A 17,185-nucleotide genomic window follows, 5' to 3' on the forward strand; every position below is an offset into this window, starting at 1 on the left:
AACATCACGGTCGATGTCGAGCTGATCGTGCCGATCGCCATGGAAGAGAAGCTGCGCTTCGCCATCCGTGAAGGCGGCCGCACCGTCGGTGCCGGCATCGTCGTCACCATCAAGGAATAATCGATCCGGCCTTGGCCGGCTCGACAAGGAAAGGGCGGTCTTCGGGCCGCCCTTTTTCGTTTGGGAGCGGCCTCTGCCACTGGTGGCGCGCGGGGTCTCAAAGCTGTTGCAAGCGCCGTCGCCGCAACTAGTATAGTTGCATTGAGGGAGCTTCGCCGCAGTGGTTCAAGGGCGCTGTTTCAGGGGCCACGCATGGTGGGTGTGGGCAGTGGTCTGCCTCGTCCTCGCCATGGCGCTGCCTGTCACCGCGGTGCGAGCGCAGGAGGGGCCTCCCGACATAGCGCCCATGCGCTTCGTCGTCGTGCGAAGCAATGCGCCGGGATGCGAACCCAACTGTCCTGAATGGATATCGGCCGACGGTGCTATCGAGGCCAACACCCCATCGCTCTTCAAGCGCACGCTGAAGGCGCTCAAGGGACGACAGCTTCCTGTCGTCGTCAATTCACCCGGCGGCAATGTCGAGGCAGCCCTGGCGCTCGGCCGCATGATCCGCAAGAACAAGCTCGACATTGCCGTCGGCGTGACCGTTTTTTCCGGTTGCCAGCCGCAGGTGAAGAATTGCAGCGACAACAAGGGCAGGGGCGCCGACTATTTCGGCATGGCCTATGACGACGGAGCCATGTGCAACTCCGCCTGTCCATTGATGTTTTCGGGCGGTGTGCGCCGTGTGGTTGGCGATTTCGGCTATCTCGGCGTCCACCAGATCACCACCACCTTCCAGCGGGAGAAACTGCTTTACCGGACCACCTACCGCATCGTGAACGGCAAGAAGAAGGTCATCAGCACCAAGGTGGTCAGCCGCAAAAACGCCGGCAGCTACAAGACCTACGAGATGAGCAAGGCGGTCGAAAAGACGCTTTCGGCCTATCTCAGCGAAATGGGGATAGGCGGCGGCGTGCTGGAGATCATGAAGGCCACGCCAGCCAGCGAAATCCGGCAGATTCCGCTGGACGACATGCTGGCGATGAAGCTGGTCACCAGCAACGACACCGTGGATCTGTTGACCACGGCAAGCCTGTGCCGGCTGGACCAGCCGGCCGCGAATTGCCGGGAAATGGCGGGACCAGTCAACAAGGCGATACCCTCCACCACGGCTGCCGAGCCCGCCGGGCCGGAAAGCGCGAAGGCCGGCGCGGAGATGCGCTTTGTCGTGGTTCGCGGCAGCAATCCGCTGTGCAATCCCGAATGCCCGGAATGGATATCGGCGGAAGGCGTCATTACCGGCCAGACGTCGCAGAAGCTGCGCCAATTGCTGGCCATGCTTGGCGGCCGGCGGCTGCCTGTCGTGATCAGTTCGCGGGGAGGCGATCTGCCCGGCGCCTTGGCGATGGGACGTCTGATCCATGAAAGGAAGCTCGACGTCGCCGTGGCCCGGACAGATTTCGTCGACTGCGACCCCGGCGCATGGAATTGCGTGGCCAGGGAGGGCGCCTATGCCGGGTTGAGCATCGATGTGGGCGCGGCTTGCGATTCGGCCTGTGCGCTGGTGCTTGCCTCCGGCGCCAGACGGCTTGTCGGCCGCCAGGCATGGCTTGGCCTGTACCCGATGGGACAGAAGCAGGCGGTCAAGGCCTATCTGGCGGAAATGGCGATCAGCCCCGACCTGTTCAAGGCGATCGAACGCAACGCCATCGAGCGGCAGCTAGAGCCCGCCCAGATGCTGAAGACCGGGCTCACGACTGGGCCGCAATCGGTCGACGCGCTGACCGGCGCCACCATCTGCAAGGCCGTTCCCAAGCCGGAAAATTGCGGAACCTTGCCATCGGCCAATGCCGAGGCCGGCGCGCCCGCCAAGTTGTAGTGCCCGCGGCACTGGCCATCGAGGCAGGTTGAGCCGCGGCCGATTTTTCCTCTATCGTCGGCAAGGGCGCCGGGGCCGACGGAGAATCTGAAATGAGCCAGGGCATTCCGACATTGTATGAATGGGCCGGCGGCACCGAGGCGCTGAATCGGCTGACGCAAACCTTCTACGACAAGGTGGCGCGGGACCCGGTCGTCGGGCCGGTGTTCAAGACCATGTCGCCCGACCATCCCGCCCATGTGGCGGCCTTCATCGGCGAGGTCTTCGGCGGACCGAAAACCTACAGCGAGAAATTCGGCGGCCACCGCGAGATGGTCATGCATCATCTGGGCAGGCATTTGACGGAGGAGCAGCGCCGGCGCTGGATCAACCTGCTTGCTGATGCCGCCGATGAGGTCGGGCTGCCCGACGATCCCGAATTCCGCTCGGCCTTCATGGGCTACATCGAATGGGGATCGCGGCTGGCCCGGATGAACTCGAATCTCGGCGAGACCTGCGATCCGCAGACCGAGCCGATGCCGGCCTGGGGCTGGGGTGTGCCCGGCGGTCCGTACAAGGTTCCGGCGGGCAAGTGAGCCTGACGCGGGCCGCGGAGGCTTTCGGGCGCGGGTAGTGTGCTGGCATGAATGCGGCATTTCTGCAAAATACCAGCTATGGCCACTGGGTCGTCAGCTTCGTCCTGCATTGGACTTTCGGACTCAAGCTTCTGATCTGGCATGGGCGTTGTGGCCTGCGCTGACGCGATCGCGGTCATCCGCCGTTATCTCTCAAAACGGCTCTTGAGTTCTCATCTGCTTTGTGAAATAGCAGCACCCGATACGGGCATAGCTCAGTTGGTAGAGCGGCGGTCTCCAAAACCGCAGGTCGTAGGTTCGAGCCCTGCTGCCCGTGCCATTTCCCAAGGGAAATAAAGCACTTAGGAATCGCCTTGCTGAGCGGGAACGCCGCAAGTAGCCGCTGCCAACCAATTCATTTCGGAATATGAGCTCCCGACTGAAGGCAGCGCGATGCCCTCGGGGTCGAGGATCATCACAGGCGTGTTCGCAGCTACCTCCGCGGTATTTCGGCAAAATCGGCCTATGGACCATCAATGCCAGTACCCGTTGGTCCTGATCGCGGCTGTGCCCGATGGCACCGGACACCCTGCGCGTAAAGGTTGGTTATCGAATTTGTGCTAGGCACCAGCTGATGGCGCTTCACCATGTTGTCAGCTGACGCACTTGCGTCGTTTGACCTGTCGCAGGTTTTGGAACATGTCGGCTTCGAGAAGCGCCATCGGCGAACTTCGAACAGACCAGTTGGACGGCCTGAGATGTTTGGCGTTCTTGATGGTTTTCTTTTTCCATTTCAAGGCGCCCGCCGACTATACCGTACCTGTCATGATCCAGGCACAAGGGTGGGTTGGGGTCGAAGTATTTTTTGCCCTGTCCAGTTTCCTGCTTTTTCGGCTGTTCGACCAGGAACAGGTCCGAACAGGAACGATTTCCATCTCGCGATTCTTCGTGCGCAGACTGTTGCGCATCTATCCGCTGATGGTGCTTTTCCCGCTTGCCATGCTGCTCGTTTACGGCGCCGACAACCCTGCCGCCTACGGATGGCTTCTCGGCGTGATCTCGTTTGTCGGCAACTACATCTACTGGTTTCCGGAGGTAGGATGGTCGCTCCGATACACAGGCCAGCTTTGGTCGCTGTGCTATGAATTCCAGATCTATCTGTTCCTGCCGTTTTTGTTTCTCATCTATCTCAAGGTTGGCGAGCGCGCCCTTGCCGCAGCCCTGCTCTGCATCCTGCCTCTGTGCCTGCTCGGGCGAGCAGCGTTCGTTCTGAGCGGGCTGTCCTTTCAGATGATCTACATGACACCGTTTCTGAGGCCTGAAGCGACAGTCGCTGGAATTCTCGTCGCAATGGGCGTAACCAGGAAATTCCCTCTGCCGATGGTCGCCGCTGCATTCTTGTCAAGTGGGGTTGCTCTCATCGTTCTTCCCCATGACCAGACCCTTGGCGGACCGGTCTACGTCTTTCTCCTGGCAGGCATTTTCGCCGGGTCGCTGCTCCATTTGGCGCTGTATGCGCAAAGCCTCGCGAGCCTGCTGCGCTGGCCGCCGCTGGCATATCTTGGAACGATTTCCTTCGGCCTCTACGTCTTCCACCCCTGGTCGTTCGAAGAAGGCAAGCTCCTGCTCGGCATGGTCCACATCCCGGAAACCTACGTTGCAACATGCCTGGCGGGCCTGGCACACTGCATTCTGCTGGCAACGTTGAGCTACCGCTTGCTGGAACTGCCGCTGCTACGGCTGAAACCGCGTCACGCCCGCCCCAACACGGCCCAAGGCGCCGAGGTGGCCGCTACGTAGAGCGCGAACGGAGCGGCCGGGAGAGGGTGTCCCGATGTCAGAGCAGGCGCCCCAGCAGAGCGATCAATTCGCTCTGGCGGCGAGTGTCGGTCTTTTGGAAAATCGCCTTCAGCCTTTGCCGCGCTGTTTCGGACGCGATCCCCAGCATGTCGGCGGCTTCTTTTGTTGAATGGCCAAGCAAGAGCGCCTCGCACAGCCGCTGTTCGGCGGGTGTCAGACCGAAGGCCGTGGTCAAAGCCGCCATTGTGCCGGCTTCGGACGGCACGGACAGGTTGCGCACGATGAGCAAGAACAGCGGACTGCCGGAAAACGGGTTACGAAACCCCGATCCCGCGGGAAGGCGCGCAACGGCGATCTGATGGGCGCCATGGGCGAAGAAAACCCGTGTCGTCGCATCCGGTTCCAGATCGGCCGCCAGAAGCCTGAGCGTATCCGCCAGCCAGGCATTGATATCGGATGCCAGAACGCAAAACTTGCCCGCCCGCGTTGAAAGTACTTTGCGCCGCTGAAATTCGCTCTCGGCCAGCGCGTTCGCCTCCACGACCCTCAACCGATCATCGATCACGCAGGCGATGTCGCCGGAGCGCGAAACGATCGCGGCGGCAGATCTCTCGCGGTCCAGGGTTCGTTCGAACAGGCGCGCTGCCTCCACGGATCGCAGCAGCGGCCTGGCGATGCCGCGCAGCAATTCCGAGACGGGTTGGTCGTAGTTGCCGGCGCGATTGACACCATAGTGCACGCCAACGGCAGCTAGATTGTCGCCACTGGCCTCCAGAATGATCGCTGCCCCCGCCCGCAGTTCGGCGGGGAGCCAGTCGTAGAACTCGGTGTGGCTGAAGCTGCCGGAGGGGCAGTCGCGCTCGCTGACCATCACCGTGCCGGACGGCACGGAACGCATGGGCTGAACCCACGGATTCAAGCTGCAATAATATTGCCGGTAGCTGGCCTCGTCGTCCGGATCGATGTTGAGGACACGGTCGTAGTCGACCCTGTTCCGGCGCAGGTTGAAGCGCTGGAGCATAATGCAGGTGCCCGGCAGCGCACCGCCGAGCTGTTCGACGAAGTCGTCCCACGCGCTTGCATCAAAAACCGCACGATCGGCCGTTTCGGCGATCCGCGAGGACGTGTCTGTTATGAATTTCTGATCAAATACAATATTCTGCAATTCCTTCCCCACCCCCGCCATACATATCGTCCACAGCGCGGCCAACGCAAGGGTGAGCGGCCGCGTCGTTGAGGGGTCAATTCGGCACGCCCTGCTGCCGAGCCGGCTCGAACTAAGGGACGTGCGATTGGCGGGGCGGCACCCCCCATTTGGGTGTTGCTCATCCATGGCCGTATCGCGCTAGGGGTACCAGCATTGGGCTCTTGCCAACTGGGACCGGCGCCTTCGCGCCGGCTGCCAGTGGCTTGACAATCCTGAAGCGGGGCACGGTGGGGCAGCAGTGAAGTCAGCGATCGCAATTTCGTCGCGCGCCAGGGCGTCTGGCCTGCGTTGCACAACGTCACTGCTCAGCCTGGCGGTCGCCGTCGCGGCGACGGGCGCGGCCTCGGCCCAGCAACTCCCGACCGGCGGCACGGTGACCACCGGCTCCGCGACGATCTCGCAAACAGGCCCGAACCTCATCGTCACGCAGACATCGCGCAACGCCATCCTGTCGTGGCAGAGTTTTTCCATCGGCGGTTCGGCAAGCGCGCATTTCGAGAACGGCACCGGGGCCACGCTCAACCGCGTGACGGGTAGTCTGCCTTCGTCCATCGATGGCTCGCTCACCGCGACCGGTTCGCTCTACCTCATCAATCCGGCTGGCGTCGCGGTCGGCACGGGCGGCATGGTGCGCACGGGCGGCTCGTTCGTCGCCTCCACGCACGACACGACGGATGCCGACTTCCTCGATGGCGGCGGCCTCACGCTCAAGGGTGACAGCAAGGCTGGCGTCGTCAATCGCGGCACCATCGTCTCGCGCTCCGGCGATGTCGTGCTCACCGCGCGCCGGGTCGAGAATTCAGGTGACATCCAGGCGCCCAACGGGTCGGTCGGACTGCTTGGCGGCTATGAGATCGAATTGCGCGACACGTCGCTGGCCGACGGCAAGTTCGCGGTCAAGGTCGGCGGCGGCGACACCGAGGTCGCCAACAGCGGATCGATCCGCGCCGCCGAGGTCGAGCTGCGCGCCAATGGCGGCAATGTTCAGGCTCTCGCGGGCAATACCAGGAAGATCATCAAGGCAACCGGTGTCAAAAAGGTCGGGGGGCGCATTTTCCTGACCGCCGGCGACGGCGGCGCGGTGACGGTGACGCAGCGCGTCGTCGCCCGCCGCGCCGTCCAGCCCGCGCAGAAGGAAGCGGTCGCGGCACTTCCCGACTTCGGCCCGCTTCCCGCCGCTCGGCCGGGCTTTTCCGGCGGCGAGGTGCATGTGGCCGGCGGCACCGTCAGCCTCGGCGGGGAGATCGACACGGCGGGTTCGGCGGGCGCGGGCGGAACGATCACGGCGACGGCGGCCGGCGGCAAGCTATCGCTGTCCTCGACCGCGGCGCTCGACGCCTCGGGCGACAGAGGCGGTCTGATCCTGCTCGGCGGCGACTACCAGGGCGGTTCGGACCCTGCCACCCGCTATCTCGGCACGACGCTGGCCAGGGCCGTGACCGTGACGGTCGAGGCCGGGGCAACGATCGCCGCGAACGGCAGGGCAGGGGACGGCGGCAATGTCGTCGTCTGGTCGGACGGGAGGACTGACTTCGCGGGCACGATCAGCGCCAAGGGAGACAGCAAGGGCGGCAACGCCGAGGTGTCCGGCAAGGCCGTGCTTGCCTATACCGGCTTCGCCGACCTCTCAGCCGCGAACGGTGCTTTCGGCACGCTCCTGCTCGATCCCTACAACGTCACCATCTCCAGCGGCACCGACACCCTGGGCAGTGGCCCGGGCTTCACCGCCAACGCCAACAACAGCGTCATCAACGTGGCGACGCTGCAGGCAGCGCTCGCCGGCGCCAACGTCATCGTTTTGACCGGCGCCGGCGGCGGCCAGGCCGGCGACATCACGGTAGCGGCCCCGATCAGCTGGTCGAGCGGGTCGACGCTGACACTCGACGCCTATCATTCCATCGCCATCAACGCGCCGGTCACCATCGCCGGCGCCGGCGGTCTCAACCTCGTCACCAATCACGGCGGCAGCGGCGGTACGCTGTCCTTCTCGGGCGGGGTGCAATACACCGGCGCGCCGGGCAGCGGCCAGTCGCTCGCCATCAACGGCCAGTCCTACACGCTGCTCTACTCCATGAGCGATTTGCAAGGCATCAACAATGGGCTGAACGGCAGATACGCGCTGGCGAGGTCACTCGATGCGACAGGTGTCGCTGGCTGGGTGCCGCTCGGCACGGACGGCGGCGGAGCAATACTGAACAGCGGCAATGGTTTCGCCGGCACGTTCAGCGGTCTCGGCAACACCATCAAGAACCTGAACGTTGATATCGGGAACAACAACAATGCCGGGCTGTTCGGCTATTCGAGCGGTGTCATCGGGGACATCGGTTTGATCGGGGGCAGCATCAAGGGAGGCAATTACGTTGGCGGGTTGGTCGGGGCTCAGTACGGTGGCAGCATCGCGCGAGCCTATGCCACCGGAGCAGTCACGGGCGTCTATTCGATCGGCGGATTGGTCGGCATCCTCGTCAATGGCAGCGTCACACAAGCCTATGCGACCGGCCAAGTCACCGGCAACGAGTCCGTTGGCGGATTGGTCGGTGGTCTCGGTGGGGGAGGCGGCATCACGCAGGCCTACGCGACTGGGGCCGTCACGGGCGTGAATACCATCGGCGGATTGGTCGGGTTGCTGGCCAGCGGCAGTGTCACGCAAGCTTATGCGACGGGCAAAGTCACAGGCGACGGCTACGAAGTCGGTGGATTGGTTGGGTACCAGTACGATGGCAGCATCATGCAGGCCTATGCGACTGGTCGAGTCACTGGCACCATTGCCAGTAGCGTCGGCGGTTTGGTTGGTTCCCAGAGCGGCGGGACTGTCGCCTCCAGCTACTTCGACACGTTCTCGACTGGGCAGGCCGGAGCCAGCGGCGCGGGCAATCTCGCCGGCGTCGCCGCGGTAACCAGCGATCCGACTCAGGCCGGAGCGGCGAACTATGCCTACAAGCAGTCCGCCTATTCCAGCCTGAGCTTCACCACGACGCCCGGTGGCAACGGCTGGTATATGATCGACGGCCAGACCCGACCGTTCGGCGCCTGGGAATATTCCACGAGCATCGTCAACGGCCACCAGCTCCAGCTCGTCAACATGGACCTGAACGCCAGCTACCGGCTTGCGCGCGGCATCGATCTCGGCCCCGGCCTTGCCCCCGCGACGGTCAATGGCAACATCACCTATGCCGGTATGTGGCGTTTGGGCAGTTTCGTGCCGCTCGGCACCGATGGTGCCGGGACAAGGTTGAACAGCGGCAACGGGTTCGCCGGTGCGTTCGACGGCCTAGGCAATACCATCACCAACCTGAATGTCGATATCGGCAACTACAACTTTGCAGGTCTGTTCGGTTTTTCAAGAGGCACCATCCGCGACGTAGGCTTGGTTGGAGGTTCGGTTAAAGGTTCCAACAACGTCGGCGGATTGGTTGGGTTCCAGGGGGGCGGCGGCATCACGCGAGCCTACTCGAGCGGTGACGTGGGTGGCAATTTCGCGGTCGGTGGGTTGGTCGGGTATCGGGCTGGCGGCAGCGTCGCTCAAGTGTACGCCGCCGGTTCGGTCAAGGGCACAGACTCTGTCGGTGGGCTGGTCGGGGTTCAAACTTACGGTGTCATCGCCCAAGCCTACGCGACCGGCTCGGTCAAGGGGACTGAGTATGTCGGCGGGCTGGTCGGGTTACAGTATGGCAGCATCTACCAAGCCTACGCCACCGGCGATGTGAGCGGCAGTTACTCTGTCGGTGGGCTGGTTGGAGAGCAGCGGGACAGCGACGGACGCATCGAGCAAGCCTACGCCACCGGCATGGTGGCGGGCGCCAGCAACGCTGTCGGTGGGCTGGTAGGGAGCCGGTGGGACGGCAACGCTATCATCGATAGCTATTTCGACAAGTTTTCAACGGGACAATCCTTAGGTGTTGGAGACGGTTCTCAGGCCGGCTTAACAGCTGTCACCAGTGATCCGATGCAAGCCGGAGCGGTGAACTACGCTTACAAACGGTCTGTCTATGCAGGCTTCGACTGGACCGTATGGGCGCCGCCCGCTGCCGCAGCGGATAGTTCGCCGGCCTATTATCCTGAACTTTACGGTGTCTCCGGGGTTGTCGGCGTCGAGGTTACCAGCAATGGTTCCCAGACTTACGGAGAAACGAGCCCGAACTATTCAGGTGCCGTAACCTATTTTGGTCTGGAGTATTGGAACTCGATGGGAGTGCCTATCCAGATCTCCAGCAACGCAACGGCGCACAGCAACGTCGGTTCCAACTATAGCGTGACCGCGAGCGAAGGCAGCGCAACGCGTATACAGGGCGGCGCAGCCCGGCTTGTATATTTGTCGAACACCGGAACATTTAGTGTCACCCCGGCGACGCTGACGGTGACGGTGCACGACAACTTCAAAGTCTATGACGGGCAGGCCTGGTCGGGCGGAAATTGGGTGAGCTATGACGGCTTTGTCGCCGGCGAGGATGCCTCCGTGCTCGACGGCGGGATCGTGTGGGGCGGTACAGCCATGGGTGCCAAGAACGCCGGCACCTATACGTTCACCGCCTCTGGCATCACCAGTTCCAACTATGACATCACCTATGTCAGTGGAACATTGACCATCGGCAAGGCTTCACTCACGGTGACAGCCAACGACGCTGCCAAGACCTATGACGGCCTGACCTGGTCCGGCGGCAACGGGGTTATCTATTCCGGCTTCGTCGCCGGCGAGGATGCCTCGGCGCTCGGCGGCGCGCTCGCCTGGGGTGGCACGGCGCAAGGCCAGAAGAACGCCGGCAGTTATACGCTCGCCGCCTCCGGCCTTACCAGCGGTAACTACGATGTCGCCTATGTCGACAGCACACTCGATATCGGCAAGGCGACGCTGACGGTGGCGGCGAACGCCGCCTCGAAGGTCTACGGCAATCTCGATCCGACGCTTGGCTACATGGCGAGCGGTTTCAAGTTCTCCGACGACGAGACGCTGCTGTCTGGCGCCTTGAGTCGTGCGGCGGGCGAGAACGTCGGCGGCTATTCCATCGGCTTGGGCAGCCTGTCGGCAGGCGGCAATTATACCATCGCTTATACCGGCGCCAACCTCGCCATCACGCCGGCGACGCTGACGGTGGCGGCGAACGTTGCCTCCAAGATCTACGGCAATCTCGATCCGACGCTTGGCTACATGGCGAGCGGTTTCAAGTTCTCCGACGACGAGACGCTGCTGTCTGGCGCCTTGAGTCGTGCGGCGGGCGAGAACGTCGGCGGCTATTCCATCGGCTTGGGCAGCCTGTCGGCAGGCGGCAATTATACCATCGCTTATACCGGCGCCAACCTCGCCATCACGCCGGCGACGCTGACGGTGGCGGCGAACGCTGCCTCCAAGATCTACGGCAATGCCGATCCGACGCTCGGCTACACGGCGAGCGGCTTCAAGCTCTCCGACGACGAGACGTTGCTGTCGGGCGCGCTCGGCCGTGCGGCGGGCGAGAATGTCGGCGGCTACGCCATCGACGTGGGCAGCCTGTCGGCCGGCGGCAACTACACCATCGCCTACACCGGCGCCAACCTTGCCATCACACCCCGTGCGATCACCGTGACGGCGGATAATCGGAGCCGGCTGCAGGGCCAGGCCGATCCGGTGCTGACGTGGACGGTGACCGGAGGCAGCCTGGCATCCTCCGACACCATCGCCGGCGCGTTCAGCGGGAACCTCGCCCGCGATCCGGGTGAAACCGTGGGAACCTACGCCATCGGCCAGGGCTCTCTCGACGCAAACTCGAACTATGCCCTGACCTTCGTCGCGGGCGCCTTCACCATCGGGCCCGCGCAAACCGCGGGGCCATACACCAACGCACGGGGGCTCGAACGGCAGGGTGGCCAGAGGGTACCGCTGTTGCTGTCGCCGCTGGTCCTGTCGTCTCTGCTCCTGTCCGACGCTGCCGACGGCAACGCGACGGGAACTTGCGCATGGGGCGTCCTCGGTCCGGAATGCGCTGCTTTCATTCATCCCGCCAATCATGATCTCGGCCCTTACATGCGCGTGACGGAATAGGACTGCGGAATGATGAAGACCTGTAGCAGGGGCACATCGGTCCGCGTCCTGGCGGCAAAGCTCGCGGCGCTGCTTTGCGTGCCCGTTCTGTCGCAGCCGGCCTTTGCTCAGTCGGCGCTGGAACGCAACCTTCCCGAGCCGGTCGTGCCGAGGCCGGGCGCGATCTCGGTGGGCGAGCAGGACTATGGCAAGAGCGACGATACGCCCCTCGGCGTCGCCGTGGCGGGTGTGCGGCTGATCGGCCCGGACGAGGCGGTGGGGACTGCTGCGCCGCGCGGCGTCTCCATCGGCAAGGTGCCCGGTATCGCGCCACAAGCGGCGATGGCCGCGCTCTCTCCCTACATCGGCAAGCCGCTGACGAAAGCCTTGATCGCCGGCATGCAGCGTGACCTGGCTGGTGTGTGGCGCAGGGCCGGCTTTCCCTTCGTGTCGGTGACAGCGCCGCCGCAGGAGATCACGGCCGGCGTGCTCACCTTGCGCGTCGTCGAGTTCCACGCCGGGAAGATCGTCGTCGAGGGGACGGCGGTCGAGCGCGATCTGGCCGGGCGCGTCAGGCTCGTGCCGGGCGACCGCATCGACGCGGGCGCCCTCGAAGAAGATCTCGGCTGGCTCAACCGCAATCCGTTTCGCAGGATCGAAGGTGTGTTCGCGCCGGGCGACGCCCTCGGCGCCAGCGATTTCACCCTGAAGGTGACCGAAGGCAAGCCGTGGTCCGTGTTCGCCGAGTATGCCAACACAGGCAGCGAGGCGACAGGTCGCGACCGTTGGTCGGTGGGTGGCGGCGCCTGGATCCCGGAACTGAACGACATGACCGTCTCCTATCGCTTCACCCGATCGGGGGAGTTCTGGCACGCCGGTGATCCCGGCTCGCTCGACATTGCGCGTCCGGGCTATCTCAGCCATGCCGCGCGCATCGATCTGCCGACATGGCCGCGCCAGGCGCTGTCGATCGCGCCCAATTTCGTCGAGACCAGCGAAACGGTCGAAGGGACACCGTTCTCGTTCGACAACAGAACTTTCGAACTGCCCATCCTCTACCGCGGCGCGCTCTCCAATCTTGTGCCTGGCCGCTACTGGGGTGATGTCTATTTCGGGGGCGAACCCAAATGGGTGAGGCGCACCACCGCCTTTGCGGGCACCGAGGTCGCGAGCGGCAAGGCGGGCCTGTTCAACGTCGTGCTTGGCTGGGCCGGCGATTTCAGCGACGTCTATGGCAACACCACGATCGACGCCCGGATCAAGGCCAATCCCGGCGGCGTTGTGAGCAACAACACCAGCGCCGACTGGGCAGCCTTCACCGGCGGCCGCGTCACCGACGTGACCTACGTCACCGGCGGCATCGACATCAGCCGTACCACGAACCTGCCACATGGCCTCTTCTGGGCGAGCCAACTGACGGGCCTTGTCGCGAACCAGGCCTTGCCCGACACCGAGCGGCTCAGCCTCGGCGGGTACCATGCCGTTCGCGGTTACGGGATCGACGATGGGGCGGGCGACGCCGGCCTTGTGTGGCGCAACGAACTGCGCCTGCCGACCTTTTCGCTGCTGGAGAAGGCCGGAATGGGATTGGCCGACGGCGCTTCCTCTTTTGCGTTGCTCGACCTCGGTCACGGCTACGACTTCGCCGCCCGTGGCCACGCGACGCTCGCCGGCACCGGCCTCGGCCTGGATTACGCGATCGGTCGAAACCTTTCGGCCAATGTCACCGGCGCCGTCGCGCTGAACGATGCCGGGCAAACGCGGTCCGGCGATTGGACCTTCAATGCCAACTTGCGCATCGCCTATTGATCGCCTTCGCCGATATCGCAGAGGCTTCGAGCGCAGGAAAGGGGGGCTGAAACCGGCGGGCCGTCCGGCATCACGGCCAAGCAGCCGGATGCCGCCTACACCCCAGCGGCTGCCCGAAAGGGCTTGAGCCCGCCGTCGCTGCCGTTGAAAAACGGCGACCCGCTTGCCATATTAGCCCAACTCAGGCATAAGGGCGCCATAGTCGGGACGGAACGACTGGATGGTTCCGAGGCGGCGTTTGGTCATAAAGCGGGCACTTGCCACTTGCGTGGATCAAGAATCGGTTTTATGTAGACAGGACAGACACGCGGCGCGTGGAGCTGGGAGGCCGGCTTTACGCGTCTGATTTGCATGGGCGAAATGGTTGCGCTGATTCGGTGCGACTTCAGGCTCAGGCGGCACGTCCCGGCCAGCGGGATCATCCAGGGGATCCGGCCAACGGGTCTTGAATACAGGCGGCATATGGCTTCGAAAACCACAAATCCTTTCGTCTTTCTCCAGCAGGTGCGCGCGGAGACTGCCAAGGTGACTTGGCCGTCGCGGCGCGAGACGATGATCTCGACGGTGATGGTTCTGGCCTTCGCCGTGATTGCGATGATCTTCTTCTTCACCGCTGATCAGCTCATGGGCCTCGCGGTCGAGCAGATACTGGGTATTGGACGCTAAGTCCGGCGATTACGGAGAAGTCTTAAAAATGGCTACGCGCTGGTACATCGTCCACGCCTATTCGAATTTCGAGAAGAAGGTCGCCGAGGATATCGAAAACAAGGCCAAGCAGAAGGGCCTGTCCGCCGATATCGAGCAGATCGTGGTTCCGACCGAAAAGGTCGTCGAGGTTCGCCGGGGCCGCAAGGTCGATGCGGAGCGCAAGTTCTTCCCGGGCTATGTGCTGCTCAAGGCCAACCTGACCGATGCGGTTTTCTCGCTGGTCAAGAACACGCCCAAGGTCACCGGCTTCCTCGGCGACTCCAAGCCGGTTCCGATCACCGAGGCGGAAGCGCAGCGCATCCTGAACCAGGTGCAGGAAGGCGTCGAGCGGCCCAAGCCCTCGGTCACTTTCGAGATCGGCGAGGCGATCCGCGTTTCGGATGGTCCCTTCGCGTCCTTCAACGGTTTCGTCCAGGAAGTGGACGAGGAGCGGGCGCGTCTCAAGGTGGAAGTTTCGATCTTCGGGCGCGCCGTGCCTGTCGATCTGGAATTCGGACAGGTCGAAAAGGGCTGATCCGAAATCCCCGATGCCGGGCCAGCGGCGCTGGTCAGGCGATCGGGGGAGGCGGCGCAAGACGCGCGGCCTGAGAACGGTGGGAGGCGAACGCGGCTTTAGCCGGCCGCGCGAACCGCACCACCAGACTGCAACCGCCGGGTTTCCCATATCTTGGGCCGGCACAGACAAAGGCAGGAATAGAGATGGCTAAGAAAATTGCAGGCCAGCTCAAGCTTCAGGTCTCCGCGGGTTCGGCAACGCCGTCGCCCCCGATCGGCCCGGCGCTTGGTCAGCGTGGCATCAACATCATGGAGTTCTGCAAGGCGTTCAACGCGCAGACCCAGGAAATGGAAAAGGGATCGCCGGTTCCGGTCGTCATCACCTACTACCAGGACAAGTCGTTCACCTTCGTCATGAAGACGCCGCCGGTGAGCTACTTCCTGAAGAAGGCCGCGAACCTGAAGTCGGGTTCGAAGGAGCCGGGCAAGGTCAAGGCTGGCACCGTTTCGCGCGAGAAAGTGCGTGAGATCGCGACCGCCAAGATGAAGGATCTGAACGCAAACGACGTCGAGGCGGCCATGCGCATGGTCGAGGGCTCCGCCCGCTCGATGGGTCTGGAAGTGGTGGGCTGAGATCATGGCAAAGATTGCAAAGCGTGTATCCAAGTCCCGCGAAGGCATCGATCCCAACAAGGCTTACGCCCTGGGTGAAGCGCTGAAGCTGCTCAAGGACCGTTCGTCGGTGAAGTTCGACGAGACCGTCGAAGTCGCCATGAATCTCGGTGTCGACCCGCGCCATGCCGACCAGATGGTCCGCGGCGTGGTCAATCTGCCGAACGGCACCGGCCGTTCGGTGCGCGTCGCCGTGTTCGCCCGTGGCGACAAGGCCGACGAAGCCAAGGCCGCTGGCGCTGACATCGTCGGTGCGGAGGACCTGGTCGACATCGTCCAGAAGGGCACGATCGATTTCGATCGCTGCATCGCCACGCCGGACATGATGCCGCTGGTCGGCCGTCTCGGCAAGGTGCTCGGCCCGCGCGGCATGATGCCGAACCCGAAGGTTGGCACCGTCACTGTCGACGTGGCGGCCGCCGTCAAGGCGTCCAAGGGCGGTGCGGTCGAGTTCCGTGTCGAGAAGGCCGGTATCGTTCATGCTGGCGTCGGCAAGGTCTCGTTCGATGTCAAGGCGCTGGAAGAGAACATCCGCGCCTTCGCCGATGCGGTGACCAAGGCAAAGCCGGCTGGCGCCAAGGGCAACTACGTCAAGAAGGTGTCGGTCACCTCGACGATGGGCCCGGGCCTCAAGCTCGATGTCTCGACGCTCGCTGCGTCCTGATACGACAATCCGGACCGGCCGCTGAGCAGCTGGTCCGCAACTGAATTCCGGACCCAGGAGATATCCCGGGTCCGGTACCGGGAGCCGGAAGGCTTCCGGACATCCTGTCCGAGATTGCAGGCGGCCAAAAGCCTTAATTCACTTTGGCCTGCATGAGACGGGTGAAGACCCGACAACGGAGCAAGTGCTCCAATGAAAGGTTCGAACCGTGTTTGCCTTTTGTCTGCGCATCGCCGGCCTTGCCGTCGATGTGGCGAAAGGGGGCAGGATCCTCGAGCGTCGTTCGGGTGATCCGTTACTGGATGGCCCGGCCGGCAAAAAGGCAACCCGACGCCTGTCCTCGTGAATGGGATGTTCTCATTGACAGGGCGGGGGTCAACTGGAGATAGGCAGTGGACAGAGCGGAAAAACGCGAACTCGTCACGGGCCTGAACGATGCGTTCTCGGGCGCAGGTTCAGTGGTCGTGGCCCACTATGCCGGTATCACCGTCGCGCAAATGAACGACCTCCGGTCGAAAATGCGCGCTGCCGGTGGCACCGTTAAAGTCGCGAAGAACCGTCTCGCCAAAATCGCTCTTCAGGGCACGGACTCCGCGTCGATCATCGATCTGTTCAAGGGACAGACGCTGGTCGCCTATTCGGAGGATCCGATTGCGGCGCCGAAGGTCGCGTCCGATTTCGCCAAGGGAAATGACAAGCTCGTCATTCTCGGCGGCGCAATGGGCTCGACCTCGCTTGACGCCGACGGTGTGAAGGCACTCGCCACACTGCCGTCGCTCGACGAGCTGCGCGCCAGGCTGGTTGGCATGATCGCCACGCCGGCAACCCGGATCGCCCAGATCGTCAATGCGCCCGCGGCTTCGGTCGCGCGTGTCATCGGCGCTTACGCCCGGAAGGACGAGGCGGCATGAGGCCGTTCCTCGCTATCACAAACACACGTTCGAACCTAACGAAGGAATACAACAATGGCTGATCTGGCAAAGATCGTAGACGACCTTTCGAAGCTGACCGTCCTCGAGGCGGCCGAGCTGTCGAAGCTTCTGGAAGAAAAGTGGGGCGTTTCGGCTGCTGCTCCGGTGGCGGTTGCCGCTGCTGGCGGCGCTGCCGCTGCTGCTGCTCCGGTCGAGGAAAAGACGGAATTCGACGTCGTCCTCACCGACGCCGGCGCTCAGAAGATCAACGTCATCAAGGAAGTCCGCGCCATCACCGGTCTTGGCCTCAAGGAAGCCAAGGACCTGGTCGAAGCGGCTCCGAAGCCGGTCAAGGAAGGCGTTTCCAAGGCCGACGCTGACAAGTTCAAGGCCCAGCTGGAAGCAGCCGGCGCCAAGGTCGACCTGAAGTAAGCGTAAAAGCGGCGGGC

The 17,185-nt window shown here is 63.4% G+C and carries 13 protein-coding genes and 1 tRNA gene; 13 read left to right on the top strand and 1 reads right to left on the bottom strand.

Going from position 1 to position 17,185, the window contains the following annotated elements; translation table 11 throughout:
• The 5 genes from FFS37_RS33575 to FFS37_RS33595 form a co-directional block, all read left to right on the top strand.
• Positions 1–120, top strand: a 120-nt coding sequence (locus tag FFS37_RS33575) for an EF-Tu C-terminal domain-related protein (RefSeq protein ID WP_456299330.1), incomplete at its 5' end; no start/stop codon positions are given.
• A gap of 160 nt (positions 121–280) precedes the next feature.
• A complete protein-coding gene (locus tag FFS37_RS33580; RefSeq protein ID WP_137935226.1) occupies positions 281–1,921 on the top strand; it encodes a COG3904 family protein in 1,641 nt (546 codons plus the stop codon).
• 92 nt (positions 1,922–2,013) lie between these two features.
• Positions 2,014–2,496, top strand: coding sequence for a group II truncated hemoglobin (locus FFS37_RS33585; protein WP_137935227.1), 483 nt, complete (start codon positions 2,014–2,016; stop codon positions 2,494–2,496).
• A gap of 243 nt (positions 2,497–2,739) precedes the next feature.
• Positions 2,740–2,815: transfer RNA gene (locus FFS37_RS33590), tRNA-Trp, on the top strand.
• Positions 2,816–3,174: 359 nt separating this feature from the next.
• Complete coding sequence (locus FFS37_RS33595; protein ID WP_137935228.1) at positions 3,175–4,275, top strand: acyltransferase family protein; 1,101 nt, start codon at positions 3,175–3,177, stop codon at positions 4,273–4,275.
• A gap of 37 nt (positions 4,276–4,312) precedes the next feature.
• Here the strand turns inward: FFS37_RS33595 and FFS37_RS33600 are convergent, their stop codons facing one another.
• Positions 4,313–5,440: a helix-turn-helix transcriptional regulator gene (locus tag FFS37_RS33600; RefSeq protein WP_137935229.1), complete on the bottom strand. Its 1,128-nt coding sequence runs from the start codon at positions 5,438–5,440 to the stop codon at positions 4,313–4,315.
• A gap of 280 nt (positions 5,441–5,720) precedes the next feature.
• Here FFS37_RS33600 and FFS37_RS33605 point away from each other — a divergent pair, with 280 nt between their 5' ends.
• The 8 genes from FFS37_RS33605 (at position 5,721) to rplL (ending at position 17,168) form a co-directional block, all read left to right on the top strand.
• Positions 5,721–11,498, top strand: a complete 5,778-nt coding sequence (locus tag FFS37_RS33605) for an MBG domain-containing protein (RefSeq protein WP_137935230.1) — start codon at positions 5,721–5,723, stop codon at positions 11,496–11,498.
• 9 nt (positions 11,499–11,507) lie between these two features.
• Positions 11,508–13,286 (top strand): ShlB/FhaC/HecB family hemolysin secretion/activation protein, encoded by a 1,779-nt coding sequence (locus FFS37_RS33610; RefSeq protein ID WP_137935231.1) that lies wholly within the window; start codon positions 11,508–11,510, stop codon positions 13,284–13,286.
• Between the two features lie 462 nt (positions 13,287–13,748).
• Positions 13,749–13,952, top strand: a complete 204-nt coding sequence (secE, locus tag FFS37_RS33615; RefSeq protein ID WP_013531408.1) for a preprotein translocase subunit SecE — start codon at positions 13,749–13,751, stop codon at positions 13,950–13,952.
• A 28-nt stretch (positions 13,953–13,980) separates the two neighbouring features.
• The gene (gene nusG / locus FFS37_RS33620) at positions 13,981–14,508 is read left to right on the top strand and encodes a transcription termination/antitermination protein NusG (RefSeq protein WP_015317996.1); all 528 of its coding nucleotides are present in this window, start codon (positions 13,981–13,983) and stop codon (positions 14,506–14,508) included.
• Positions 14,509–14,693: 185 nt separating this feature from the next.
• Positions 14,694–15,122: a 50S ribosomal protein L11 gene (gene rplK, locus FFS37_RS33625; RefSeq protein WP_137935232.1), complete on the top strand. Its 429-nt coding sequence runs from the start codon at positions 14,694–14,696 to the stop codon at positions 15,120–15,122.
• A 4-nt stretch (positions 15,123–15,126) separates the two neighbouring features.
• Positions 15,127–15,825, top strand: a complete 699-nt coding sequence (rplA, locus tag FFS37_RS33630; protein WP_137935233.1) for a 50S ribosomal protein L1 — start codon at positions 15,127–15,129, stop codon at positions 15,823–15,825.
• 392 nt (positions 15,826–16,217) lie between these two features.
• Positions 16,218–16,736, top strand: a complete 519-nt coding sequence (gene rplJ, locus FFS37_RS33635; protein ID WP_137935234.1) for a 50S ribosomal protein L10 — start codon at positions 16,218–16,220, stop codon at positions 16,734–16,736.
• 54 nt (positions 16,737–16,790) lie between these two features.
• Positions 16,791–17,168: a 50S ribosomal protein L7/L12 gene (gene rplL, locus FFS37_RS33640; RefSeq protein ID WP_006202136.1), complete on the top strand. Its 378-nt coding sequence runs from the start codon at positions 16,791–16,793 to the stop codon at positions 17,166–17,168.
• The last annotated feature ends 17 nt before the right edge of the window (positions 17,169–17,185 follow it).

Source organism: Mesorhizobium comanense, assembly GCF_005503535.1.
GTDB lineage: Bacteria > Pseudomonadota > Alphaproteobacteria > Rhizobiales > Rhizobiaceae > Mesorhizobium > Mesorhizobium comanense.

What these genes read in the sequence shown, in the direction of transcription:
- rplA (WP_137935233.1), top strand. Translation starts at nt 15,127, where the DNA reads ATGGCAAAGATTGCAAAGCGTGTATCCAAGTCCCGCGAAGGCATCGAT.
- nusG (WP_015317996.1), top strand. Translation starts at nt 13,981, where the DNA reads ATGGCTACGCGCTGGTACATCGTCCACGCCTATTCGAATTTCGAGAAG.
- FFS37_RS33595 (WP_137935228.1), top strand. Translation starts at nt 3,175, where the DNA reads ATGTCGGCTTCGAGAAGCGCCATCGGCGAACTTCGAACAGACCAGTTG.
- FFS37_RS33610 (WP_137935231.1), top strand. Translation starts at nt 11,508, where the DNA reads ATGATGAAGACCTGTAGCAGGGGCACATCGGTCCGCGTCCTGGCGGCA.
- secE (WP_013531408.1), top strand. Translation starts at nt 13,749, where the DNA reads ATGGCTTCGAAAACCACAAATCCTTTCGTCTTTCTCCAGCAGGTGCGC.
- FFS37_RS33585 (WP_137935227.1), top strand. Translation starts at nt 2,014, where the DNA reads ATGAGCCAGGGCATTCCGACATTGTATGAATGGGCCGGCGGCACCGAG.
- rplL (WP_006202136.1), top strand. Translation starts at nt 16,791, where the DNA reads ATGGCTGATCTGGCAAAGATCGTAGACGACCTTTCGAAGCTGACCGTC.
- rplK (WP_137935232.1), top strand. Translation starts at nt 14,694, where the DNA reads ATGGCTAAGAAAATTGCAGGCCAGCTCAAGCTTCAGGTCTCCGCGGGT.